Consider the following 23076-nt stretch of genomic DNA (forward strand, 5'->3'; position numbering starts at 1 on the left):
GGACTCCTTGGGGGAATCTGATTCCCCCAAGGAGTCCTTCACGGCAACGCTCCCCGGGAGACGGCCGTAAGGTGGACGGCAACGGCTCGACGCAGTGTGCAGGAGAGGAGGTCGGCCCGTGCGGCTCGACCACGAATTCACCGTCCCCGCCCCGATCGGGGAGGTCTGGCAAGCCGTCATCGACCCGGAGCGGGTCGCCCCGTGCATGCCGGGCGCCTCGCTCACCAAGGTGGAGGGGGACACCTTCGCGGGCACGGTGAAGGTCAAGCTGGGGCCGATTTCGCTGCTGTACAAGGGAACCGGCGAGTTCCTGGAGAAGGACGAGGCGGCGCGCAAGGTCGTCATCAAGGCGTCCGGCAAGGACGCCCGCGGCGGCGGCACCGCGGCCGCGACGGTCACCCTCACGCTCACCGAACGCGACGGCGGCACGCACGGCGCGGTCGCCACCGACCTGGCGATCACCGGACGTCCGGCGCAGTTCGGGCGCGGGCTGATCTCCGAGGTGGGCGGCAAGATCCTCGACACCTTCGCGGGGAATCTCGCGGCCTCGCTGGAGACTCCGGCCGACGCGGCTCCGGAAGAGAAGCCCGCGGCGGCAGAGAAACCGGTCGCCGCCGAGAAGCCAGCCGAGAAACCCGCCGCCGAGGAGAAGCCGGTCGCCGACGAGAAACCGCATCTGCGGAGCGTGCCCGCCGGGGGTTCGACCGGCGAGACCGAAGCGATCGATCTGCTCGACTACGCAGGTCAGTCCGTGGCGAAGCGGCTCGCTCCGGTGGCCGCGGGAGCGGTCGTGCTGCTGATCGTGCTGGCTGTCCTGCGGAAGCTGCGCCGCCGCTGACCTGTACGGGGATTGCCCGCCCGCTCTACTCAGAGCGTGCCCGGTGGGCAGTTCGCGGGCGAGTTTTCCCTCGGTTCGGCTAGCTGCGGAGCGGACCCGCTACCCTGGGCAACTTCCGTTGGCCGAGTTTTCGCGTGGGGGCGCCCGTGACGCAGGCACCTGTCCCCATCGGGGTGCGCGGCGCGGTGATGGCCTGGCGCGGCTGGCCGCCGCGCTGGACGATGTGGGCGGTCGCGCGGCGGCGCTGGATCGGCTACGCGATGGCCTGCGAGGCGGTCGCCGTGGCGCTCACGGTGACTGGTCTCGCGACGGGGTTCGGCGGCCCGGTGCAGTTCAGTTCGTTCGGGGTGCTTGTCGGGCTGGGCGTCGCGCAGGCCGAAATGTCGCGCCGGATCGAGCGGCTGCGGCGGTGGATGAGCGGCCAGACGCACATCAACGTCACGTCCGTCTGGTACCTCGCCGGTGCGTTCCTGCTTCCGCCTGCGTGGGTCGCGTTGCTGGCTTTGGTGTTGTACCTACACCTGTGGCTGCGCGTGTGGCGACACGTGCGTACGCGGCCCGCGCATCGCTTCGCGGCGAGTACCGCGTGGGCGATGCTGTCGTGCTTCGCGGCGTCTGCGGTGTTGACCATCGTCGATCTGGACCAACGTCCGCTCGACACCGCGTACGGCGTCCTCGCGCTCGCCTTGGCGGGCGCTGTCTTCGAGCTGGTGAACGTCGTGCTCGTGGCGACGGGCATCTTCCTGTACACGAACAGCCGCTTGCCCGCGGACCTCGTCGGCACCTGGGAAGACAACGCCTTCGAGCTGGCGACGCTCTGTCTCGGCGGGCTCGCTGCGCTGGCGTTCGTCCATCAGCCGGTGCTGGTGGTGTTCGTGCTGCCGCCATTGTTGTTGCTGCACCGCTATCTCCTGCTGAAGCAGCAGTTGCAGGTGGCGGTGGTGACCGACGAGAAGACCGGGCTGCTGAACACCGCGGGCTGGCACGAACTGGCGACCCGGGAATTCACCCGTGCCCGGCGGAGGGGAGCCGGCAGCGGGTTCGCCGTGCTGATGATCGATCTCGACCATTTCAAGCGCATCAACGACACCTACGGTCACCTCACCGGGGACGAGGTGCTGGCCGCGGTCGCCGTGGCGATCGAGGCTTCGGTGCGGCAAAGCGACACCGTCGGCCGGTTCGGCGGCGAGGAGTTCGTGGTCCTGCTGCCCGCGACCGGCGGCACGGACGTGCTCGGGATCGCCGAACGGGTGCGGGTCGCGGTCGGGGAGCTGACCGTCTCGGTGGGAGGTCCGCTGCGGATCAGCGGACTGTCGGTGTCCGTCGGGGTCGCGTGCTATCCGCAGGCGGGCAGCACGCTCGACGAGGTGCTGCGGTCGGCGGACGCCGCGCTGTACCGGGCGAAAGACGGCGGGCGCAACCGGGTGGCGGTCTGAGCCGGAAATACCGGGCGCGGGCAATTGTTGAACGTTGTATGAGCACTGCGGATCACGAGACCGACGTCGTGGTGATCGGGGCCGGGCAGGCCGGGCTGTCGGCGGCGTATCACCTGCGCCGAGCCGGGTTCGCCAACGAACGCGGGTTCGTCGTGCTCGACCACGGCAAGCGCGCGGGCGGAGCGTGGCAGTACCGGTGGCCGTCGCTGGTGGTAGGCAAGGTGCACGGGATTCACGACCTGCCGGGGATGGCGTTCGGGACGCCGGACCCGGCGCGGCCGGCGAGCGAAGCCGTGTCGGAGTACTTCGGGCGCTTCGAGAAGACGTACGACTTGCCGGTGCACCGTCCGGTCGACGTGACCGCGGTGCGGCGCGCGGGGGAGCGGCTGCTGGTCGAATCTCCGGCGGAGACGTGGGCGGCGCGCGCGGTGATCAGCGCGACCGGGACGTGGGATCGGCCGTTCTGGCCGCGGTACCCCGGCAGTTTCGCCGGACGTCAGCTGCATACGGCGGACTACCGCGGTGCTGAGGAGTTCCGCGGCCAGCGCGTGGTGGTCGTCGGCGGCGGGACGTCGGCGGTGCAGTTGCTGATGGAGATCGGTCCGGTCGCCCGGTCGACGGTGTGGGTGACGCGGCGTCCGCCGGTGTGGCGCGAGGAAGAGTTCAGCGAGGACTGGGGCCGCCGGGCGGTGGCGAAGGTGGAGGAGCGGGTGCGGGCCGGGCTGCCGCCGGAGAGCGTCGTGAGTGTGACCGACCTGCCGGTGACTCCGCAGGTGCTCGCCGGCCGGTCGGCGGGGTACCTCGACCGGCGGCCGATGTTCTCGCGGCTGGTTCCCGACGGCGTCGAGTGGGAGGACGGGAGTTTCGAGCCCGCGGACATGATTCTGTGGGCGACCGGGTTTCGGGCTTCGATCGATCATCTGGCGCCGCTGCATTTGCGGACGTCCGGCGGCGGGATCCGGATGGACGGGACTCGCGTGGTGGCGGAGCCGCGGCTGCACTTGGTCGGGTACGGGCCTTCGGCGAGCACGGTGGGGGCGAACCGGGCCGGGCGCGCGGCGGTGCAGGAAGTGCGGCGGTTGCTGCAGCACTGAAGTCCGTGTTCCCCTCACGGACCTTTCCGCGGGGAGAAGAGCGCGTTCGGCTGATCGGGCGGTCTTGATCGTTTCACGTCCGTTCCGGGCTTGTCGGGAGAAACGGGGCCCGCTACTCTGCCGTTTTAGTTAGGAAACTTTCTTAACGCCACGAGACGCCGCAGAACCGTAACGCCGCCGCCCTGTTCCCGTCCGGCCCGAAGGAGTGCGACGTGTCCTCGTCCCGTGCCCGAAGTCTCGCCCGGTTCGCGTTGCCGGCCGCCGCGGTGGTGCTGCTGCCCGCCGCGGTGTCGCCCGCGCGCGACGCCAGTGCCGCTGCCGCCGATGTGCTGCTGTCCCAAGGGAAACCAGTCAGTACGTCCACGCTGGAGACATCCACGTTGAGCGGCGAGAACGCCGTCGACGGGAATCTCAAGACGCGTTGGGCCAGTGCGGTCAGCGCCGACGCCCAGTGGTTGCGCGTCGATCTCGGGCAGGCCGCCACGATCCACCGGGTGAAGCTGAACTGGGAAGCCGCTTACGCCAAGAAGTACCGCGTCGAGGTCTCCGACGACGGCGAGAACTTCAAGTCGATCGCGACGATCACCAGCGGAGACGGCGGCACCGACGACCTCACCGGGTTGTCCGGGCACGGCCGCTTCCTGCGCTTCGTCGGCACCGAGCGCGCCACGAAGTACGGCTACTCGCTGTGGGAGCTTCAGGCGTACGGAACGCCGGACTCGTCCGGTGACACGCAGGCGCCCACCGCTCCTTCGAACCTCGCCGCGGGCGAGGTCGGCCCGAACAGCGTTGCGCTGACCTGGGCCGCGGCGACGGACAACGTCGGCGTCAGCGGGTATGAGGTGCTTCGGGACGGCAAGTCCGTCGCCACCAGCGCGACCACGTCCTACACGGACAACGGCCTGTCGCCGGACACCGACTACACCTACACCGTCCGGGCGAAGGACGCCGCCGGGAACACCTCGCCGGTCAGCGGCGCGGTCAAGGTGCACACGAAGCCGGGGACCGCGGGCAACACCTTCGTCCTCGCCGCGGCGGGCGACATCGCCGAGCAGTGCACCGCCAGCAGCTCCAGCTGCATGCACCCGAAGACCGCGAAGCTCGTCCAGGGCCTGAACCCCGCCGCGGTGATCACCATGGGCGACAACCAGTACGACTCCGAGAACACCGGTCTGTCGCTGCAGAACTTCAAGGACTACTACGACAAGACCTGGGGCAAGTTCAAGAGCATCACGCACCCGGTCCCGGGCAACCACGAGACCTACGACGACAACAAGCCGTTCGAGGCCTACGAGCAGTACTTCGGCAAGATCGCCACGCCGAACGGGAAGCGGTACTACAGCTGGGAAATGGGCAACTGGCACTTCATCGCCCTCGACTCCAACGGCTTCGTCGACGACAACGACGGCGGCGAGCTGAAGGACACCGACCAGATGAACTGGATCAAGCAGGACCTGGCGAAGAACACCAAGGGCTGCGTCGCGGCGTACTACCACCACCCGCGGTGGAGCTCCGGCGACCACGGCGACCAGCGCGGTTCCAAGCAGCTGTGGGACCTGTTCGCGCAGAACAAGGTCGACCTGATCCTCAACGGCCACGACCACCACTACGAGCGGTTCGTCCCGCAGGACGCGAGCGGCAAGGCGAACCCGGCCGGTCCGGTCGAGATCATCGGCGGCATGGGCGGGGCGAACCCGTACCCGGTCCACTCCGCGCACCCGACGACGGCGAAGCTGCTCAAGGACACCTTCGGCGTGCTGAAGCTGACGATGACCGACACCACCTTCTCCGAGCAGCTGATCGGTCTCGACGGCAAGGTCCAGGACAGCAGCCCGACCTACACCTGCCACAACTAGGGGCCGGTCATGTACATCGCGACAAGCCGTAGTTCGGACGTCGCGGCGGGCACCGAGCGCAAGACCGGCCTGCGCCGGGTGTCGGCGAACGTCGTCGCACTCGGCGCGGTCAGCCTGGTCACCGACATCTCCTCGGAGATGGTGACCGCGGTGCTCCCGCTGTATCTGGTGCTCGGCCTCGGGCTGAACCCGCTGCAGTTCGGCCTGCTCGACGGGCTTTACGCGGGAGCCACCGCCGTGGTCCGCGTGCTCGGCGGGCATCTGGCCGACCGGTGGCGGCGGCTCAAGGCGGTCGCCGGGTTCGGCTACGGCTTGTCCGCGGTGTGCAAGCTCGGCCTGGTCGCGGCCGGTTCGTCGGTCGCGGCGATCGGCGTGGTGCTCGCCGCCGACCGCACCGGCAAGGGGCTGCGCACGGCCCCGCGCGACGCGTTGATCTCGCTCAGCAGCGAGCCCGACACGCTCGGCCGGTCGTTCGGCGTGCACCGCGCGATGGACACCGTCGGCGCGTTCCTCGGCCCGCTCGTGGCGATGGCCGTGCTCGCGCTGAGCCTCGGCAGCTACACGTCGGTGTTCTTCACCAGTTTCTGCATCGCGGCGATCGCGGTCATGCTGCTGGTGTTGTTCGTCCGCGACCACAAGCAGGAAATCGCCGACCGGGCCGCGGTGTCCGTGCGGGCGGCGTTCGGGCTGTTGCGCGAGCGGGGTTTCCGCCGCGTCGCGATCTGGGCGGCGCTGCTCGGGTTTGTGACGCTTGGCGATTCCTTTGTCTACCTCGTGCTCCAGCGGCGCTGGGATGTCGCGGCGACGTTCTTCCCGTTGCTGCCGCTCGGCACCGCCGGGGTGTATCTCGTCCTGGCAGTGCCGCTGGGCAAGCTGGCGGACCGGATCGGGCGCTGGCCGGTGTTTCTCGGCGGGCACGTCGCGCTGGTCGCCGCGTTGGTCGCGTTGTGCGGGCCGGTGTCCGGATTCTGGCTGGCGGCTCTCGCTTTGGGGCTGCACGGCGTGTTCTACGCTGCTACCGACGGCGTGCTGATGGCCGCCGCCGGGCCGTTGGTGCCCGCTGATCTGCGGGCGACCGGTCTGGCAGTAGTCCAAACCGGACAGGCTGCCGCGCGAATGCTTTCGTCTGTCCTCTTCGGACTCGCCTGGACCTTGTGGGATCTCCAGCCCGCGGTTCTCGTGGCGGCCGGAGCGCTCGCTGTCGTGGCGCTCGGCGCCGCTTTCGCAAGGCCGGTGCGCAAATGAAAAAGGTCGTTCTCGCTGTTGTCGGCACGGTGGTGCTCGCGGCCGCCGCGGTGGTGTACACCGTTGCCGCGCGACCTAGTCCGGCCGAGCCCGCAAAGGTGGAGCATCTTTCCCTCGCGCCTGGGCAGTTGTTCTTTCGCAGCACTAAAACGGGCAACGTCGGCGTTGTTCCGCTCGCGGATCCTGGGGCTGCGCCGAAGTTCAGCGACCTGAAGTGCGACCGGTTCGCCGTGTCCGCGTCGACGGGGATGTGTCTCGCGGTACGGCCCGGCACCCTGCCCGCGGTCAGCGATTTCAGCATCCTCGACCGGAATTTCACCACCACGCACAAGGACTACCTGCCGGGCACACCGAGCCGGGCGCGCGTTTCGCCGGACGGGAAACGGGTGTACTGGACTCTGTTCGTCACCGGTGATTCCTACGCCGCCACCGGGTTCTCGACTCGATCCGGGGTTTACCAGCTGGACAACGGCGAGCTGGAGAAGACGATCGAGGAACTGCCGGTCCTGGTCGACGGGAAGCGGTACTTCTCCTCCGACGTCAACTACTGGGGCATCACGTTCGCCAAGGACGGCAAGCGGTTCTACTCGACGCTGGGCACCAAGGGCAAGACGTATCTCATCGAAGGCGACTACGACACCTACCGCGGGAAAGCGCTGCGGGAAAACGTGGAATGCCCGTCGCTGTCGCCGGACGAAACGCGGATCGCGTTCAAGAAGAAGGTCGGCGAAGGCGTCTGGCGGCTGTCCGTGCTCGACCTCAAGACGATGCGGGAGACCTCGCTCGCCGAGACTCGCAGCGTCGACGACCAGGCGCTCTGGCAGGACGACCACACGATCCTGTACGGACTGGAGAACGCCGTGTGGTCGGTGCCCGCGGACGGGTCCGGTGCTCCGCGCAAGCTGGTCTCCGACGCCGTCTCGCCTGCCGTCACCAGCTGATTCGACATCTCTTTACGTCGTATAGTACCCTCGTGCCCGGCGATACTTTACTACGTAAAGAGATGAGATGGCTGAAGCGACTCTGCACGACGGAACGCGGATCGAAGCACAGGTGCACGGCGGCGGGCCGGTGCTGCTGCTCCCGGTCGACCCCCGGCCCGCCGAAGGACCGGAGGCCGAGGCGGCCCGGCAGTGGGGAGCCGATCCGGAGCTGGGCCGTTCGCTGATCGCGGGCTTCGCCGGGTTCCGGGTGGTGGCTTTCGACTACCAGGGGCATCGGATGGCGCATCCGGCCGAGCTGACGCCGGACGTGGTCACGGCCGACTTCCTGGAGGTCGCGGACGCGGCCGGGGCGGATCGGTTCTCGTACTACGGCTACTCGTGGCTGGCGCTCTCCGGGCTGCAGCTGGCGTTGCGCACGGATCGGCTGGACGCGTTGGTGATGGGCGGGTATCCGCCGTTGGACGGGCCGTACGCGGCGATGCTCGCGGTGACCCGGGCGACGCACGAGATGGCGTTGGCCGGGCTGACGACCGATGCCAAGGCAGAGCCGGGGGATTGGGATTCGGTGGATGTCACCTTGTCGACGGGGCAGACGAAGCAGTTCGTGACGTTGTACGAGGCGTTGCAGGACTTCGACGACCGGGCGGTCGAGCTGTCGTGTCCTCGGTTGTGCTTCGCGGGTTCGGAGGATCGGATCGAGTACGGCGAGCGGTGGGGCGGGGTGACCGTCGACATCGCTGGGCCGTTCTTGCGGGAGCGGGCCGAGCTGGAGGCGCGGGGGTGGACGGTCGAGGTGCTGGACGGGCTGGACCACATGAGCGCGATGCAGGCGTCCGCGGTGCTGCCGGTGGTGCGGCCGTGGCTGGAGAAAGCGGTTTCGTGAGCTATTCCGCTTGCCGCAGCTCGTGTTCCAGCGCTTCCAGTTCCGCGCCGCCGGCCATCTGCCGGGTCAGCTCCGCCAGCTCGATCTCCGGCTTCTCGTAGCAGCCGAGCGGAGCACCGCGTTTGAGGAGCAGGAAGCGGTCGGCCACCGGGTACGCGTGGTGCGGATTGTGCGTGATCAGGACGACGCCCAGGCCCCGGTCGCGGGCCTGGGCCACGTACTTCAGAACCACTCCGGCCTGCTTCACGCCCAACGCCGCGGTCGGCTCGTCCAGGATCAGCACCTTCGCGCCGAAGTGGATGGCGCGGGCGATCGCCACGCACTGCCGTTCGCCGCCGGACAGCGTGCCCACCGGCTGTTCGACATCCCGCAGGTCGATGCCCAGGTCGGCGAGGGCTTTCTTCGTCAGCTCCCGGCCTTTGCGCCGGTCCAGGGCACGGAACGGGCCGAACCCGACGGTCGGCTCGGAGCCGAGGAAGAAATTGCGCCACACGCTCATCAGCGGCACCACGGCGAGATCCTGATACACCGTGGCGATCCCGCGATCCAGCGCCTCTCGCGGAGAGCTGAACCGCACCGGCGCGCCTTCGACGAGGAACTCGCCTTCGTCGTGCTGATGCACCCCGGCGAGGATCTTGATCAAAGTGGACTTTCCCGCGCCGTTGTCGCCCAGCACGCAGGTGACCTCGCCCGCATTGACCACAGTGGACACCCCGCGCAGCGCGACCACCGTGCCGTAACGCTTGCCGACGTCCTTGACTTCCAGGAGAGCGTTCATCGCCGGACCCTTTCCGCGCGCCGCCGCAGAGCGTTGTTGACCAGGACCGCCGCCAGCAGCATGATCCCGAGGAACAGCATGAACCAGTCGTTGTCCCATCCGGCGAACACGATGCCCTGGCGCGCCATGCCGAAGATGAGCGCGCCGATCGCCGCGCCGACGGCCGAACCGAAGCCGCCGGTCAGCAGGCAGCCGCCGATCACCGCGGCGATGATGTACTGGAATTCGAGCCCGATGCCCTGATTCGCCTGCACGCTCGCGAACCGCAGGATGTTGATCGAGCCGACCAGCCATCCGGCCAGCGCGGTGCCCATGAACAGCAGGATTTTGGTGCGCACCACCGGAACGCCGACCGCGCGCGCACTTCCCGCCGAACCGCCGACCGCGAAGATCCAGTTGCCGAACCGGGTGCGCAGGAGCAGCCACGCGGCCACCGCGATCGCGCCGAGCCACCAGACGATGGAGATCTGGAACGGAGTCCCGCCGATGTCCACTGTGGAGGCGAAGACGAACCCGGCGGAGGCGTATCCGTCGGTCGAACGCATGCCGGACACCTGCACGGTGCCGGTCACCAGGCGCGTCACGCCGAGGTTCAAGCCTTGCAAGGCAAGGAAAGTGCCGAGGGTGACGATGAAGCTCGGCAGTCCGGTCTTCATCACCAGCCAGCCGTTGAACGCGCCGACCGCCAGTGCGAACACCAGCGAGGCGAGCAGCGCGAGCCATACGTTCCAGCCCGCCTGGGTGGCTAGGATCGCGGTGACCAGCGACGTCGACGCGGTCATCACGCCCGCCGACAGGTCGAACTCGCCGCCGACCATCAGCAGGGACACCGCCACGGCCATGATGCCCAGCGTCGCCGCGTCGTCCAGCCAGGTCGCGGCACCGCTGGCGCTGAAGAACTTGTCGGTCGCGAAGGTGAAGAACAGGAATACCACGACCGCGCCGAGCAGCGCGCCGATCTCCGGGCGCACCACCAGCCGGTCGGTCAGCCGCGGTTTCGCCAGCCGTTCGTCGAGGGTCGTCATCGGGTGCCCCTTTGCACGTACTGGCCGACCTTGTCCACTGTGGATTTGTCGACCAGGTCGGGTCCGGTGAGCACCGGTTTCCCGCCGCCGACGACGTTCGCGTTGTCCCGGTACAGCTTCAGGAACTGCACCGGGAGATAGCCCTGTTCGTACTGCTGCTGATCGACCGCGAACAGCACGTCGCCGCCCTTGATCGCGGCGACCACGTCGGAATTCAGGTCGAAGGTGGCGACCTGCGCCTTCGCGCCCACTGACTTGATCGCGCTCACCGCACGAGCGGCGACCTGCGAGTTCAGCGTGAGGACGGCGTCGATCGACGGGTCGGTCTGCACCGCGCCGCGGATGCGCGATTCGGCGTCGGTCGGGTTGGAGATGTCCACCTGCAGCGTCTGCACGGTGCCGGCGAAGCCGGTCTTCGCGCCGTCGCAACGCTGTGCTTGCCCGACGTTCCCGGCCTCGTGGATCACGCACAACAGCTTGTGCTTGCCGAGGGCTTTGAACTTCTTCCCGGCTTCTTCACCGGCGATCGACTCGTTTTGCCCGACGTGGGTGAGCGCGCCGTACGCCGCGCTCTTGTCCTCGCCGGAGTTGATGGTGATCACCGGAATCCCGGCGCGCACTGCGGCTTCGATGGACGGACGCAGCGCTTCCGGGTTCGCCATCGACACCACGAGCCCGCCGGTTTGCTGCGCGACTGCGTTGTCGATCAGCTTCGCCTGCGCGCCCGGATCGCCGTCGGACGTGTATTCGACTTGTACGCCAAGGTCTTTGCCTGCCTGCTCGGCACCGTTCTTCACCACGTTCCAGAACGCGTCGCCCGCGGTGCCGTGTGTGATGACCGAAACCTTCAGCGGTCCGGACGGCGCCGGTGCGGCGGCGGGCGCGGTCGTTTTCGGCTCGGCGGCCGGCCCGGTGCACGCCGCCAGCAGCACGCCCGCGGCCAGCAGGCCCGCCACTGCGCGGCCGGAGCGCCGGACGCGCTCCCAGCGATGGGACATCGTTGTCTCTCCTCGCTTGTCTTCCAAGATCAGCCGGTGATTTTCCGCAGGTACGAGAGGCTGGTCGCGACGTCTTGGCCGGGACGGTCCACCGGGCTGTCGTCGCTCAGCGCGGTGTCCTGCTCCAGCACATACCAGCCGTCGTAGCCCGCTTCGGTCACGGAGCGGACCATGGCTTCGATGTCCACGTCGCCTTCGCCGAGCGGGACGTAGAGACCCTTGCCGACAGCTTCGGTGTACGGCAGTTTGCCGGTCCGGACAGCTTCGGCCAGTTCGCCGCGGACGTCCTTGAGATGCAGATGCCCGATCCGTTGCGGGTGCCGCTGGGCGAGCGCGACCGGGTCGGTGCCGCCGATCAGGAGGTGACCGGTGTCGAGACAGAGCCGGAGATCCGAGTCGGCCAGGAAGCGTTCGACCTCGTCCTCGGTTTCGACGTGTGTGCCGACGTGCGGGTGCAGGACTGTTTTCAGGCCGTGTTTCGCCGCTGTGTCACGGATTTTTCCTGCCGTGCTGACCAAAGCGGACCATTCGGCGTCGGTCAGGATGGGCCGTTCGTCGTAACCGTCGAGGCCGGTCGCGGCGGCGAGGACGAGCGTTCCGCCGCCGCAGGCCGCGAAGAGCGTGGCTGAGTCTTCCGCTTCGGCGACGGCTGCTTCCGGGTTTTCGTGCAGTGGCACGGCGAGGAAGCCGCCGACGAGTTCGAGCTGATACTTCGCCAGAAGCGCTTTCAGTTCGGCCGGTTCGCGCGGCAGGTAGCCGGGCGGCCCCAATTCCGTTGCGGTGACGCCCAGTCCGGCCATTTCGCTGAGCACAACCGGGGCGTCGAGCACACGGCCCCATCCCGGCACCTCGCAGACTCCCCACGAGATCGGGGCGGCGGCGACGCGGATCTTCGCGGTCATGGATCCCTCTCCGGTCGGGGGACAAGCGAGAGCGCTCTCTTGATTAGAGCGCTCTAAGCTTGTAGCGTCCGACCCGTCGCGTCAAGCGCTTCTCCGGGGAGGTTTTCAGATGGGGAAGCCCACCATGGAGGACGTCGCCGCGCGCGCCGGAGTCTCCCGCGCGCTGGTGTCGCTTGTAATGCGCAACGCGCCGAACGTCTCGGCGCAGCGGCGCGCGGCGGTGCTCAAAGCGGCTGAGGAACTGGGTTATTCGCCGCACGTGATGGCGAGGTCTCTCGCGAGCCGGACGTCGACGGTGCTCGGCGTGATGGTGAACGATCTGCGCAACGCCTTCTTCGCCGATGTCGTGGAAGGGCTGGACGCGGCGGCTCAAGCGGCCGGGTTCGATTTGATTCTCAACACCGGCGGCCGGATGCCTTCCCGGGAAGGCGCGGCGTTGCGCAGTCTTCTGTCGTTCCGTCCGGCTGGCGTTGTGCTGTTGTCGCCGGTGGTTCCGACTGCTGCGATAGAAGCTGCTGCGCGGCAGTGTCCGGTAGTGTTGGTGTCGCGCGCTTCTCGACTGTCCTCTGTGGATACCGTGAACGATGACGGCGAGGCTGGCGCGGCGCTGGCTGTCGAACACCTGGTACAGCTGGGGCATCGTCGGATCGCGCACCTCGACGGCGGGGGAGCGGCCGGTGCCGCCGCGCGGCGGCGAGGCTTCCGGCAAGCGATGCGAGAGCACGGTCTGGAACCGATCGTGATCCGCAGCGAACACACCGACACCGCGGGCGAGAAAGCCGTGCAGGAGTTGTTGTCCTCGTACTCTCCGGCACCCACGGCATTGCTGGCGGGCAACGACTTCAACGCGGTGGGCGCGATCTCGGCGCTCGAAGAGCACGGCTTGCGGGTGCCGGAGGACGTTTCGGTAGTCGGCTACGACAACACGTCGCTGGCTTCGCTACGGCACATCTCACTGACCACAGTGGACCAACCGCGCGCGGAAATGGCCCGGCTGGCCTTCGACGCGCTGTTGGAACGCGTACGCGGTGAACGCACCGAACCGGTGCGGCATCTGCTTCATCCGTCCCTGGTCGTACGGGAGACCACGGGGCCGAACTGGGAGGCACAGCGATGAGGTTGGGACTGGCAGGAGCCGGACGGATCGGCGCCGCGCACGCGGAAACGCTCGCGGGCTTCGACGAGGTCGCGTCGGTGGTCGTCGCGGACGTGGATCCCGCGCGGGCACAGGCGGTCGCGGCCGGGCTTGGAGTCGAGTCCGTCGAGGGGATCGACGCACTGTTCCGGTCTGGTCTCGACGGTCTGGTCATCGCGGCGGCCACGGACGCGCATCCGGAGCTGATCATCAAGGCGGTCGACGCGCGAGTGCCGGTGTTCTGCGAAAAGCCGGTCGCCGCGGACATCCCCGGCACACTGGCGGTGATCGACCGGATCGCGGATTCGGACGTCCCGGTGCAGATCGGTTTCCAGCGCCGGTTCGACGCGGGCTACCAGGCCGCGCGGGTCGCGGTGGAGAGCGGGGAACTCGGCTGGCTGCACAGCGTCCGGGCGACCACTTTGGACCCAGCACCCCCGCCCGCGGCCTACATCGCGCACTCTGGCGGTCTGTTCCGGGACTGCGGGGTGCACGACTTCGACATCCTCCGGTGGGCGACCGGGCGGGAGGTCGAGGAGGTGTATGCCTTGGGGCGCAACAAGGGCGAGCAGTTCTTCGCCGACGCCGGAGACGTCGACACGGCGGCGGTGGCGATGACTCTCGACGACGGAACCCTCGCGACGGTTTCCCTGACCCGCTACAACGGCGCGGGCTACGACGTTCGTTTCGAGGCCCTCGGCTCGGCGGGCAATGTCGTGGTGGGACTGGACGACCAGGCTCCGTTGCGGTCGGTGGAACCCGGCGTCGCGCCGTTGCCGGGACCGGCGTATCCCGGCTTCATGGAACGGTTCCGGACGGCTTACGCCGCTGAACTGCGGGCGTTCCTGGACGTGGCCGCCCGGCGGATTCCTTCGCCGGCGGGGGCGGGGGACGCGTTGGAGGCGTTCTACATCGCGGAGGCGTGCGAGGTTTCGCGGCGGGAGAACCGTCCGGTGCGGGTGGCTGAAGTGCGGCGGTGAGTCAAGGTTTCGGGAAGTAGGTGACTACCTCGGCGAGGGCGTTGAGTTCTTCGGCGTCGAAGCGGCCGGTGGCGGTGTCTGCCTCGCCGATGACCATGGTCCGTCCGAGAGGTCTCGGGTGGTAGTGATGGCCGGTGAAGCGGAAGTTCGCCAGGCCGAGCAGCACGCCGCCGAGCGGAGTCACGTCTCCGTTGCCCTGCACCCGCTCGACCCGCTCGAACGCGGCGGCGTCTTTCTTGGTCCGGAACCCGATCCACGCCACGGACAGCACCGCCGCGTTGCCGTGGCCGTCGCCGACCGCGTACAACCTCATGGCGAGCGAGGTGCACGGAGTGCGGGTGAAGAATTCCTGCACCTTGCCCGTCGAATTGAGCAGGCACTTCAGGTCGCGTTTCACAGTCCGCTTCAGCTCTTTGAGCTTGAACCGGCTGAAGGTTTCAGCTGTTTTCCCTCGCTGGGCGGATTTCCGTCCTTCCGCTTTTCTGACCGAGGGAGCGCGGCCGGGCAACGAATCCGCGACGTCCCCGGCGAGGTTGCCAGGGAGAGCGTCCGCGGCGATGCCAGTTCCTCCCTCGACCGCGGCACCGCCGCCGAGCGCGGTGATCCCGCCTCCTCCGATGACGGCGGCGACTCCGGCGGCGATGACGACCCCGCCGCCACGCCTCCGCCGTCCGTCGCCGTCGGGAATACGGCGCCTGCGTCCTAATTCGTCGGTGTACCAGTCATCTGCCATGCCAGCGATCCCCTCCGCGCCCCTCGATCAGCTGTGCGTGGAGAAAAGAAAACTCCGAGAAAGGCGAGGAGTGAAACGGAATCTGGCAAGTTCACCTAAATGTCGGAATGCGACGGTAAGTCAGGCGCGCGGGCGAAGCAGCTTCTCCACCAACGTATCCACCAAATCCCGCCCCACCACCGCGCCCGTCAACGCCCCATAGACAATCGGCCCGAGCAAAGCGTCCATTGTGGCCTCCGGGTCGAGCACCGGAGAAATCTCGCCCGCCTCGGCGGCCCGCGTCAGCATCTCGCGTTCCGCTATCTGGCGCGGTTCCAGGTAACGCTCGTGGAAGCGGGCTGCGGTTCCCACGTCGTGCTGGGCCTCGGCCAGGAGGGTGAGCAGGCATTTCCCCGCCGGGTCCTCGGCGAGGAAATGCGCGAAATCCCGGAGATAAGCGCGGATGCTGTCCGCGGTCGGCAGTTCCGTCGGCACCGGCAGGCGTTTCGCGCTGTCCTCGATCAGCGTGTCCAGCAGGATTTCGACCTTGGACGGCCACCAGCGGTAGATCGTCTGCTTCGCGACGCCGGCGCGGCGGGCGATCGCTTCGACGGTCAGCGCGCTGAAGCCGTGCTCGACCAGCAGATCGTCGGCGGCGTGGAGTACGGCCAGGCGGGCGGCCTCGTCGCGCCGGTTGCCGGAGCGTGCCCTGCGGGGCTGGGAGTTCACTGCGGGCATGCCGGTCACCTTACCGTGCTACTGTCTAGACGTTACGTCGCGTCTAGACAAGGAGTCGGCCATGGCACTGCGCCGGGCATTGGTAGTCGGAGCTTCGCGGGGACTGGGATTGGTGCTGGTCACCGAGCTGGACCGGCGTGGGTGGGAGGTCATCGCGACCACTCGCGACGGAGTGCCGCCGCGGGAAGGGATGCGGACCGAGCAGCTGGAGATGACCGACGAGGCACAGATCGCCGCGTTGCGCGGCAGAGTCGACGGTCCGCTCGATCTGCTTTTCGTGAACGCGGCGATCAACCAAGGGAATTTGCCGATCAGCGAGGTGCCGACGGCGATGTTCGCCGAAGTGATGATCACCAACGCGTTGAGCCCGCTGAGAGTCCTCGAAGGACTGCGCGAACTGGTCGCGCCGGGCGGCACGGTCGCGGTGATGTCGTCCGAACAAGGCAGCGTCTCGATGAACGTCGAGCCTGGATACGAGCTGTACAAGGCGAGCAAGGCCGCGCTCAACCAGCTCATGCGCAGCTACGCCACCCGGCACGAGGCCGACGGGCACACCAAACTGCTCATCGACCCCGGCCACAACCGGACGCGGCTCGGCGGGCCGGACGCGCCGTTGCTGCCCGAGGAAAGCGTCCCCGCGGTCGTCGACGTGCTGGAAGCGCAGGCGGGGGAGCCCGGCCTGCAGTTCCTCGACCGCTTCGGCAAGCCGGTTCCCTGGTAACGACTGGGCCGATCGGGTAGCGCACGGCGGCTTCGCGTGCCAAGCTGCGGGGCGTGCCTGGATCCGGAGAATCCGAGATCGTGCTGATCCCGCTCGACGAGCAGGGGCTGGAGCGGCTGCTGGAAGCCGCGGTGGCCGACGCCGAACCGACCGAGGTCATGCCGCCGGTGGAAGGTCCCGCCGGATGGACCGAAGCCCGCCGCGAAGCGTTTCTCGCCTTTCACCGCCGACGATCCCTCAACCCGGACACCGCCATCGAGACGACGTGGGTCGTGGAGGTCGACGGCCGGGTCTGCGGGGCGGCCCGGCTGCGGCCGGTGTCCGGGCGGTCCGCGCTGGAGGTCGAGGCCGGGGTGTGGCTCGGCCGGTCGGCGCGCGGACGCGGGATCGGCCGGAAGGTGACCGCGGTGCTGCTGGACGCGGCCCGCGACGGCGGCGCGGCGAAATTCGTCGCGACGACCACTGTGGACAACGCGGCGGCCCAGCGGTTGCTGAGCGGAACCGGTGCGGAACTGGACGTGCGCGGCACGGAGATCGACGCGCACCTCGACTTCTGACCGACCGCCGCCCGCGAGCGTGGGCTCGGAGGTCCGTGAAGGGCTCCTTGAGGGAATCAGATTCCCTCAAGGAGCCCTTCACGGACAGCGGCGGGGCAAGGGGTCAGTCGAGTTCCAGCTCCGGCGAGTACATCTCGAACCAGTGGTGCAGGTCGAGCGCCCGGTCCATGCCGACCCGCTGCGCCTGGGTGATCGCCGCCGGGTCCGTGTCCGCCGACTGCTGCAGCCAGTCCCGCCCGACCAGCTGGAACAGAGGATTGTCCTTCTGTGCCAAGGCTTCCTTGATCTGCTGCTGCAACGCCACCGCGTACCCGGGGTCCTGAGTGGACGGATACGGGCTCTTCACCCGGTCCCGCACCGACGCCGGCAGCACGTGCTTCGTCGCGTGCCGCAGGAGGCTCTTTTCCCGGCCGTCGTAGGTCTTAAGCGACCACGGCGTGTTGTAGACGTACTCCACGAGCCGGTGGTCGCAGAACGGCACGCGCACTTCCAGGCCCACCGCCATCGACATCCGGTCCTTGCGGTCGAGCAGCTGCCGCACGAAGCGGGTCAGGTGCAGGTGGCAGATGACCCGCATCCGGGACTCCCGCTCGGATTCGCCGTCCAGCAGGTCCACTTCGGACACCGCGGTCCGGTACTGGTCGGCGATGTAGGAATCCAGGTCCAGCTTCGCGGCGACGCCTGGTTCGAGCACTGAACCGCGGTTCTCCATCAGGCTGTTGCGGAACGCCAGCCACGGGAAGGTGTCCGCGTTCACCGCGGCCTCGTCGTGGAACCAGCGGTACCCGCCGAACACCTCGTCGGCCGATTCGCCGGACAGCGCGACCGTCGATTCGCCGCGGATCGCCTTGAACAGCAAGTACAGCGACATGTCCATGTCGCCGAGCCCGGACGGGATGTCGCGGGCGCGCACCACCTTGCGGCGCACCTCGGGGTCGCTCAGGTCGGCCGGGTTCAGCATCACGTCCTGGTGCGCGGAACCGACGAGCTTGGCGACGTCGCGGATGTAGGGCGAGTCGGGGGTGTCGCGCATCTCGTCGGGCTGGAAGTTCTCCTCCTGCCCGAAAAAGTCCACCGAGAAGGTGCGCAGCTGCTCGCCTTCCTCGGCCAGCCGGGCGGCGGCGAGGCCGGTGACCGCGCTCGAGTCGAGGCCGCCGGACAGCAGCACGCAGCGCGGGACGTCGGCGATCAGCTGCCGGTTGACGATGTCGGTCATCAGCTCGCGCACGCGCTCGACCGTCGTCTCCTGGTCGTCGGTGTGCTGTTTCGCGTCGAGCTTCCAGTAGGTGCGGGTGTTGATGCCCTCGCGGGTCACGGTCACGACGGTGGCCGGGTCGACCTCGTACATGCCCTTCCACAGCGACCAGCCCGGCCGCTTCGTGAAGCCCATCAGCTCGCGCAGTCCGTCGCTGTCGACCGCCTTGCGCGCCAACGGGTTCGCCAGGATCGCCTTCGGCTCGGAGCCGAACAGGACGCCGTCGCGGGTGGGGTAGTAGTAGAACGGCTTGATGCCCATCCGGTCGCGGATCATCACGAGCTTCTGGTCGCGCTCGTCCCAGATCGCGAACGCGTACATGCCGTTGAGGTGGTCCACGACCTCAGTGCCCCACTGCAGGTAGCCGTGCAGCACGACCTCGGTGTCGCTGTCGGTCTCCCAGCGGTGGCCCAGTTTGGTGAGTTCTTCACGGAGTTCGGAGAAGTTGTACGCCTCGCCGCTGTAGACCATCGCGACCTCGCCGTTCGGGGTCTTGACGCTCATCGGCTGGCGTCCGCCCGGCAGGTCGATGATGGCGAGCCGGCGGTGGCCCAGCGCGACCGAGCGGCGGACCCAGGTGCCCCGGTCGTCGGGTCCTCGGCAGGCCATGGTCTCGGTCATCGCGTCCGCGATCTCCCGCTGCTGCGTGAGATCGGTGTCGTAGGAAACCCAGCCCGCGATTCCGCACATACGAGCCCTCCTGGAAGGTCGGCGATTAGTTAGTTAGTTGATACAACTATTGGTTACTCAGGTGTAACACGAACCCCGGATCTTTGTCTGCCCGAATTGCACTCTCTGTCCTTGATCCATTACCGGTTGTGCCGCAAGTCACCCACCAACTACGGACCGTCACTCGCCTCCGTCGCCCTGAAGGGCGCTTGACGTAGTGGCCCGGGTCACCGGCCGTCAAGATCGCGTAAACGCCCCCAGGTCGCGGTGTCAAGGAGGCGTCAGACGCGGGTGCTTACGCTCCGCGACGGCCGCACAGTGGCTCTCGACCGACGGTCATCCCGTGCCGGGTGACCCTTCCTGAGAGGTGCCTCGTGGCGGATTTGCTGTACGCCCTATTGCTCATCGGCGTTTTCGTGGTGCTCGCCAGTGTCCTGCGCGGGCTGGAGAAGCTGTGAGCGGCGCGGGCACCGTGGCCAACATCGTCGGCGGACTGCTGGCGCTTGGCCTCCTCGGCTACCTGTTCGTCGCCCTCGTGAGGCCGGAGAAATTCTGAGATGAGTGACGTCGCGGCCGGCTTCCTGCAAGCCGGCGTGCTCCTGGTCGCCCTCGCGGTGGTCTACAAACCCCTCGGCGACTACCTCGCCCGCGTCTTCTCCACCGGGAAGCATCTGCGGGTCGAGAAGGCCCTGTACAAGATCGTCCGGGTCGACCCGGACACCGAACAGCACTGGAAGACCTACGCCTCCGGCGTGCTCGGCTTCTCGTTCGTCTCGGTGATCCTGCTGTACCTGTTGCAGCGCCTGCAGTCGATCCTGCCGTGGAACTTCGACCGCGGCCCGGTTTCGCCCGCCGTCGCGTTCAACACCGCGGTTTCGTTCGTGACCAACACGAACTGGCAGTCCTACACGCCCGAGACGACCATGGGCCACTTCGCCCAGATGGCCGGGCTCACCGTGCAGAACTTCCTGTCCGCGGGCGTCGGGCTCGCCGTGGCGATCGCGGTGACGCGCGGGTTCATCCGCTCGCGCACCGACCGCCTCGGCAACTTCTGGGTGGACCTGACCCGCGGCACGATCCGCGTGCTGCTGCCGATGGCGTTCGTGTTCGCGATCGTCCTCGTGGCGCTCGGCGTGGTGCAGAGCCTGCGCTCCGGCGTCGCGGTGACGAACCCGGACGGCAGCACCAGCACGATCGCGCTGGCTCCGGCGGCGAGCCAGGAAGCGATCAAGGAACTCGGCACGAACGGCGGCGGCATCTTCAACGCCAACTCCGCGCACCCGTTCGAGAACCCGAACGTCTGGACCAACGTCATCGAGATGTTCCTGATCCTCGTGATCCCGGTCTGCCTCACCCGCGCCTTCGGGCAGCTGGTCGGCAACCGCAAGCAGGGCTACGTCCTGCTGTCGGTGATGGCCGGTCTGTGGACCGCGATGCTCGCGGTGATCTGGACGTCCGAGGCGCGCACGAACAGCCCGTCGGCACTGGCCGCGGGGGCGAATCTCGAAGGCAAGGAGCAGCGGTTCGGGATCGGCGGGACGTCGCTGTTCGCCGACACCACCACCGGCACTTCGACCGGTGCGGTCAACGGCGCGCACGACAGCCTGTCCGGCCTCGGCGGCGGCGGCACGATGCTGAACATGCTCTTCGGCGAGGTTTCGCCGGGCGGCGTCGGCACCGGCATGTACGGCATTCTCGTGATGGCCGTGATCGCGATGTTCCTGGCGGGCCTGATGGTCGGCCGGACGCCGGAGTACCTGGGCAAGAAGCTCGGCAAGCGCGAGGTCACCTGCGCGGCGATCGCGATGCTGGCGATGCCCACCGTGGTCCTGCTCGGCTCCGGCATCGCCCTGATGCTGCCGGGGACCCGGGACGCGCTCAGCAACTCCGGGCCGCACGGGCTGTCGGAAGTCCTTTACGGCTACACGTCCGCGGGCAACAACAACGGCAGTGCCTTCGGCGGTCTCACCGCGACCAGCGACTGGTTCCAGGCGTCGCTTTCGGTGGCCATGCTGATCGGCCGGTTCGTGCCGATCGTCGCGGTGCTCTGCCTGGCGGGTTCGCTCGCCTCGCAGAAGAAAGTCCCGGAAACCGCGGGCACGCTGCCCACCACCGGGCCGCTGTTCGGAACGTTGCTGACCGGCACCGTCGTCCTCGTCGCGGCCCTCACGTTCATCCCTGCGCTCGCGCTGGGGCCGATTGCAGAGGCTTTGGCATGACCATCACCCAAGAGCGGACTCCGGAAGAGGAGACGCAGCACCACGTAGAAAACGCCGGACGCGTCGGAGCGGGCGTGTTCAGCCCGAAGCAGCTGTGGTCGTCCATGCCGGACGCGCTGCGCAAGCTGAACCCGCGCCACCAGCTCAAAAACCCGGTGATGTTCGTGGTGTGGGCCGGTTCGGTCCTGACCACTGTCTTCGCGGTCACCGACCCGAGCGTGTTCTCCATCCTGATCGCGGTGTGGCTGTGGTTCACCGTCGTGTTCGCGAACCTGGCCGAGGCCGTCGCCGAGGGGCGCGGCAAGGCGCAGGCGGAATCCTTGCGGCGGACCAAAAAGGAGACCGTCGCGCGGCGGCTCACCGAGGACGGCTCCGAGGAGCAGGTGCCCGGGGTGGACCTGCGCGTCGGAGACCGCGTGGTGGTCGAGGCGGGGCAGGTGATCCCCGGTGACGGCGACGTCGTCGAGGGCATCGCCACCGTCGACGAATCGGCCATCACCGGCGAGTCGGCCCCGGTGATCCGGGAGTCCGGCGGCGACCGCTCGGCGGTCACCGGCGGCACCACGGTGCTGAGCGACCGGATCGTGGTGCGGATCAGCACCAAGCCCGGCGAGTCCTTTGTGGACCGGATGATCGCGTTGGTGGAAGGCGCTTCCCGGCAGAAGACGCCGAACGAGATCGCGCTGACCATCCTGCTGTCCACGCTGACCATCATCTTCCTGCTCGCCGTCGTGGCGCTGCAGCCGATGGCCGCGTACTCCGGCAGCGAGCAGTCGGTGATCGTGCTGACCGCGCTGCTGGTCTGCCTGATCCCGACCACGATCGGCGCGCTGCTGAGCGCGATCGGCATCGCCGGGATGGACCGGCTGGTGCAGCGCAACGTCCTCGCCACCTCCGGCCGGGCGGTCGAAGCCGCCGGAGACGTGTCGACGCTGCTTCTGGACAAGACCGGCACGATCACCTTCGGCAACCGGCGCGCGACCGAGCTGATCCCGGTCGGTACGTCCACTGTGGACGACCTGGCCCGCGCGGCCCGGCTGTCCAGCCTCGCCGACGGCACGCCGGAAGGCCGCAGCATCGTCGAGCTGATCGCCGAGCAGCACGGGCTGCCGGGTGCGGCGGACGAGAGCGAAAAGCTCGCCGAGTTCGTTCCGTTCACCGCCCAGACCCGGATGAGCGGTGTCGACCTCGACGGCCGCGAGGTCCGCAAGGGCGCGACTTCGGCGGTCCGCCAGTGGGTCCGCGACCACGGCGGCGACGTGCCGGACGAGACCGAACGCGTCGTGGACGAGATCAGCCAGCAGGGCGGGACCCCGCTGGTGGTCGCGGAAGCCGCCGGCGGGACGGCGTTCGTGCGCGGCGTGATCCGGCTGTCGGACGTGGTGAAGCCGGGCATGAAGGAGCGCTTCGAGGAACTGCGCTCGATGGGCATCAAGACGGTGATGATCACCGGCGACAACCCGCTCACCGCGAAGGCCATCGCCGAGGACGCGGGCGTCGACGACTATCTCGCCGAGGCCAAGCCCGAGGACAAGATGGCGCTCATCAAGAAGGAGCAGGAGGGCGGGCGGCTCGTCGCGATGACCGGCGACGGCACGAACGACGCGCCCGCGCTCGCGCAGTCCGACGTCGGCGTGGCGATGAACACCGGGACCATGGCGGCGAAAGAGGCCGGCAACATGGTCGACCTCGACTCGAACCCGACGAAGCTGATCGAGATCGTCGGCATCGGCAAGCAGCTGCTGATCACCCGCGGCGCGCTCACCACGTTCAGCGTGGCGAACGACCTGGCGAAGTACTTCGCCATCCTGCCCGCGATGTTCACCAGCATCTTCGCCCAGCTCGGCGCGCTGAACATCATGCACCTGGCGACGCCGAAGTCGGCGATCCTCTCCGCGGTGATCTTCAACGCGCTGATCATCGTCGCGCTGATCCCGCTCGCCCTGCGCGGCGTGCGGTACCGGCCGTCGTCGGCGTCCGCGCTGCTGCGCCGCAACCTGCTCGTCTACGGCCTCGGCGGGATCGTCAGCCCGTTCCTCGGGATCTGGGTGATCGACCTGATCGTGCGCCACATTCCTGGGATTGGCTGAC

The 23076-nt window shown here is 68.3% G+C and carries 21 protein-coding genes; 14 read left to right on the top strand and 7 right to left on the bottom strand.

The genetic code is table 11. The annotated features are described in order from the left end of the window. Positions 1-118: 118 nt before the first annotated feature. From ACWGIC_RS35450 to ACWGIC_RS35480, 7 genes are all read left to right on the top strand, one after another. On the top strand, positions 119-838 hold the full coding sequence (locus tag ACWGIC_RS35450) for an SRPBCC family protein (RefSeq protein ID WP_452080296.1): 720 nt from the start codon (positions 119-121) through the stop codon (positions 836-838). Positions 839-1059: 221 nt separating this feature from the next. Further along, entirely contained in the window at positions 1060-2274 is a 1215-nt protein-coding gene (locus tag ACWGIC_RS35455; RefSeq protein ID WP_452080324.1) for a diguanylate cyclase, read from the top strand. A 38-nt stretch (positions 2275-2312) separates the two neighbouring features. Next, entirely contained in the window at positions 2313-3368 is a 1056-nt protein-coding gene (locus ACWGIC_RS35460; protein WP_452080297.1) for an NAD(P)-binding domain-containing protein, read from the top strand. A 212-nt stretch (positions 3369-3580) separates the two neighbouring features. After that, positions 3581-5224: a discoidin domain-containing protein gene (locus ACWGIC_RS35465; protein WP_452080298.1), complete on the top strand. Its 1644-nt coding sequence runs from the start codon at positions 3581-3583 to the stop codon at positions 5222-5224. A 9-nt stretch (positions 5225-5233) separates the two neighbouring features. Next, positions 5234-6469 (top strand): MFS transporter, encoded by a 1236-nt coding sequence (locus tag ACWGIC_RS35470; RefSeq protein WP_452080299.1) that lies wholly within the window; start codon positions 5234-5236, stop codon positions 6467-6469. After that, positions 6466-7410 (top strand): hypothetical protein, encoded by a 945-nt coding sequence (locus ACWGIC_RS35475; RefSeq protein ID WP_452080300.1) that lies wholly within the window; start codon positions 6466-6468, stop codon positions 7408-7410. The genes ACWGIC_RS35470 and ACWGIC_RS35475 overlap by 4 nt, the downstream gene beginning before the upstream one ends. Before the next feature lie 67 nt (positions 7411-7477). Further along, complete coding sequence (locus tag ACWGIC_RS35480; protein ID WP_452080301.1) at positions 7478-8296, top strand: alpha/beta fold hydrolase; 819 nt, start codon at positions 7478-7480, stop codon at positions 8294-8296. Position 8297: 1 nt separating this feature from the next. Here ACWGIC_RS35480 and ACWGIC_RS35485 read toward each other — a convergent pair whose 3' ends face one another. The 4 genes from ACWGIC_RS35485 to ACWGIC_RS35500 are packed head-to-tail and all read right to left on the bottom strand — an operon-like array spanning position 8298 to position 11999. Then, entirely contained in the window at positions 8298-9074 is a 777-nt protein-coding gene (locus tag ACWGIC_RS35485) for an ATP-binding cassette domain-containing protein (protein ID WP_452080302.1), read from the bottom strand. Further along, on the bottom strand, positions 9071-10099 hold the full coding sequence (locus tag ACWGIC_RS35490; protein ID WP_452080303.1) for an ABC transporter permease: 1029 nt from the start codon (positions 10097-10099) through the stop codon (positions 9071-9073). The genes ACWGIC_RS35485 and ACWGIC_RS35490 overlap by 4 nt, the downstream gene beginning before the upstream one ends. Then, positions 10096-11097 carry a sugar ABC transporter substrate-binding protein gene (locus ACWGIC_RS35495; protein ID WP_452080304.1) on the bottom strand — a complete coding sequence of 334 codons (1002 nt, stop codon included), beginning with the start codon at positions 11095-11097 and terminating at the stop codon, positions 10096-10098. The genes ACWGIC_RS35490 and ACWGIC_RS35495 overlap by 4 nt, the downstream gene beginning before the upstream one ends. Positions 11098-11126: 29 nt before the next feature. Further along, positions 11127-11999 carry a sugar phosphate isomerase/epimerase family protein gene (locus ACWGIC_RS35500; RefSeq protein WP_452080305.1) on the bottom strand — a complete coding sequence of 291 codons (873 nt, stop codon included), beginning with the start codon at positions 11997-11999 and terminating at the stop codon, positions 11127-11129. Positions 12000-12108: 109 nt separating this feature from the next. On the opposite strand from ACWGIC_RS35500, the gene ACWGIC_RS35505 reads away from it, so the two are divergent. Together ACWGIC_RS35505 and ACWGIC_RS35510 are read left to right on the top strand one after the other, a co-directional pair. Continuing rightward, complete coding sequence (locus tag ACWGIC_RS35505; RefSeq protein ID WP_452080306.1) at positions 12109-13116, top strand: LacI family DNA-binding transcriptional regulator; 1008 nt, start codon at positions 12109-12111, stop codon at positions 13114-13116. Then, complete coding sequence (locus ACWGIC_RS35510) at positions 13113-14114, top strand: Gfo/Idh/MocA family protein (protein WP_452080307.1); 1002 nt, start codon at positions 13113-13115, stop codon at positions 14112-14114. Before ACWGIC_RS35505 ends, ACWGIC_RS35510 begins: the two co-directional genes overlap by 4 nt. 1 nt (position 14115) lies before the next feature. Here the strand turns inward: ACWGIC_RS35510 and ACWGIC_RS35515 are convergent, their stop codons facing one another. Further along, positions 14116-14847 carry a hypothetical protein gene (locus ACWGIC_RS35515; RefSeq protein WP_452080308.1) on the bottom strand — a complete coding sequence of 244 codons (732 nt, stop codon included), beginning with the start codon at positions 14845-14847 and terminating at the stop codon, positions 14116-14118. Positions 14848-14967: 120 nt separating this feature from the next. Then, positions 14968-15564, bottom strand: a complete 597-nt coding sequence (locus tag ACWGIC_RS35520; protein WP_452080309.1) for a TetR/AcrR family transcriptional regulator — start codon at positions 15562-15564, stop codon at positions 14968-14970. Positions 15565-15625: 61 nt separating this feature from the next. On the opposite strand from ACWGIC_RS35520, the gene ACWGIC_RS35525 reads away from it, so the two are divergent. Beyond that, positions 15626-16285, top strand: coding sequence for an SDR family NAD(P)-dependent oxidoreductase (locus ACWGIC_RS35525; protein WP_452080310.1), 660 nt, complete (start codon positions 15626-15628; stop codon positions 16283-16285). Positions 16286-16338: 53 nt separating this feature from the next. After that, a complete protein-coding gene (locus ACWGIC_RS35530; protein ID WP_452080311.1) occupies positions 16339-16842 on the top strand; it encodes an N-acetyltransferase family protein in 504 nt (167 codons plus the stop codon). A gap of 103 nt (positions 16843-16945) precedes the next feature. On the opposite strand, the gene asnB is transcribed toward ACWGIC_RS35530, so the two are convergent. Further along, entirely contained in the window at positions 16946-18787 is a 1842-nt protein-coding gene (gene asnB / locus ACWGIC_RS35535; RefSeq protein ID WP_452080312.1) for an asparagine synthase (glutamine-hydrolyzing), read from the bottom strand. Positions 18788-19220: 433 nt separating this feature from the next. Between asnB and kdpF the strand changes: the two genes are divergently transcribed. The 3 genes from kdpF to kdpB are packed head-to-tail and all read left to right on the top strand — an operon-like array spanning position 19221 to position 23075. Next, positions 19221-19322, top strand: coding sequence for a K(+)-transporting ATPase subunit F (gene kdpF, locus ACWGIC_RS35540; RefSeq protein ID WP_037358287.1), 102 nt, complete (start codon positions 19221-19223; stop codon positions 19320-19322). A gap of 1 nt (position 19323) precedes the next feature. Next, a complete protein-coding gene (kdpA, locus tag ACWGIC_RS35545; protein WP_452080313.1) occupies positions 19324-20985 on the top strand; it encodes a potassium-transporting ATPase subunit KdpA in 1662 nt (553 codons plus the stop codon). Next, positions 20982-23075 carry a potassium-transporting ATPase subunit KdpB gene (kdpB, locus tag ACWGIC_RS35550; RefSeq protein WP_452080314.1) on the top strand — a complete coding sequence of 698 codons (2094 nt, stop codon included), beginning with the start codon at positions 20982-20984 and terminating at the stop codon, positions 23073-23075. The genes kdpA and kdpB overlap by 4 nt, the downstream gene beginning before the upstream one ends. Position 23076: the final 1 nt, after the last annotated feature.

The sequence above is a fragment of the Amycolatopsis sp. NPDC054798 genome, assembly GCF_053611505.1.

Excerpts from the sequence above, each read along its gene's own strand:
- ACWGIC_RS35455 (WP_452080324.1), top strand. The coding sequence starts at position 1,060 with ATGTGGGCGGTCGCGCGGCGGCGCTGGATCGGCTACGCGATGGCCTGC.
- ACWGIC_RS35460 (WP_452080297.1), top strand. The coding sequence starts at position 2,313 with ATGAGCACTGCGGATCACGAGACCGACGTCGTGGTGATCGGGGCCGGG.
- ACWGIC_RS35470 (WP_452080299.1), top strand. The coding sequence starts at position 5,234 with ATGTACATCGCGACAAGCCGTAGTTCGGACGTCGCGGCGGGCACCGAG.
- ACWGIC_RS35475 (WP_452080300.1), top strand. The coding sequence starts at position 6,466 with ATGAAAAAGGTCGTTCTCGCTGTTGTCGGCACGGTGGTGCTCGCGGCC.
- ACWGIC_RS35480 (WP_452080301.1), top strand. The coding sequence starts at position 7,478 with ATGGCTGAAGCGACTCTGCACGACGGAACGCGGATCGAAGCACAGGTG.
- ACWGIC_RS35485 (WP_452080302.1), bottom strand. The coding sequence starts at position 9,074 with ATGAACGCTCTCCTGGAAGTCAAGGACGTCGGCAAGCGTTACGGCACG.
- ACWGIC_RS35490 (WP_452080303.1), bottom strand. The coding sequence starts at position 10,099 with ATGACGACCCTCGACGAACGGCTGGCGAAACCGCGGCTGACCGACCGG.
- ACWGIC_RS35495 (WP_452080304.1), bottom strand. The coding sequence starts at position 11,097 with ATGTCCCATCGCTGGGAGCGCGTCCGGCGCTCCGGCCGCGCAGTGGCG.
- ACWGIC_RS35500 (WP_452080305.1), bottom strand. The coding sequence starts at position 11,999 with ATGACCGCGAAGATCCGCGTCGCCGCCGCCCCGATCTCGTGGGGAGTC.
- ACWGIC_RS35505 (WP_452080306.1), top strand. The coding sequence starts at position 12,109 with ATGGGGAAGCCCACCATGGAGGACGTCGCCGCGCGCGCCGGAGTCTCC.
- ACWGIC_RS35510 (WP_452080307.1), top strand. The coding sequence starts at position 13,113 with ATGAGGTTGGGACTGGCAGGAGCCGGACGGATCGGCGCCGCGCACGCG.
- ACWGIC_RS35515 (WP_452080308.1), bottom strand. The coding sequence starts at position 14,847 with ATGGCAGATGACTGGTACACCGACGAATTAGGACGCAGGCGCCGTATT.
- ACWGIC_RS35520 (WP_452080309.1), bottom strand. The coding sequence starts at position 15,564 with ATGCCCGCAGTGAACTCCCAGCCCCGCAGGGCACGCTCCGGCAACCGG.
- ACWGIC_RS35525 (WP_452080310.1), top strand. The coding sequence starts at position 15,626 with ATGGCACTGCGCCGGGCATTGGTAGTCGGAGCTTCGCGGGGACTGGGA.
- asnB (WP_452080312.1), bottom strand. The coding sequence starts at position 18,787 with ATGTGCGGAATCGCGGGCTGGGTTTCCTACGACACCGATCTCACGCAG.
- kdpA (WP_452080313.1), top strand. The coding sequence starts at position 19,324 with ATGAGTGACGTCGCGGCCGGCTTCCTGCAAGCCGGCGTGCTCCTGGTC.
- kdpB (WP_452080314.1), top strand. The coding sequence starts at position 20,982 with ATGACCATCACCCAAGAGCGGACTCCGGAAGAGGAGACGCAGCACCAC.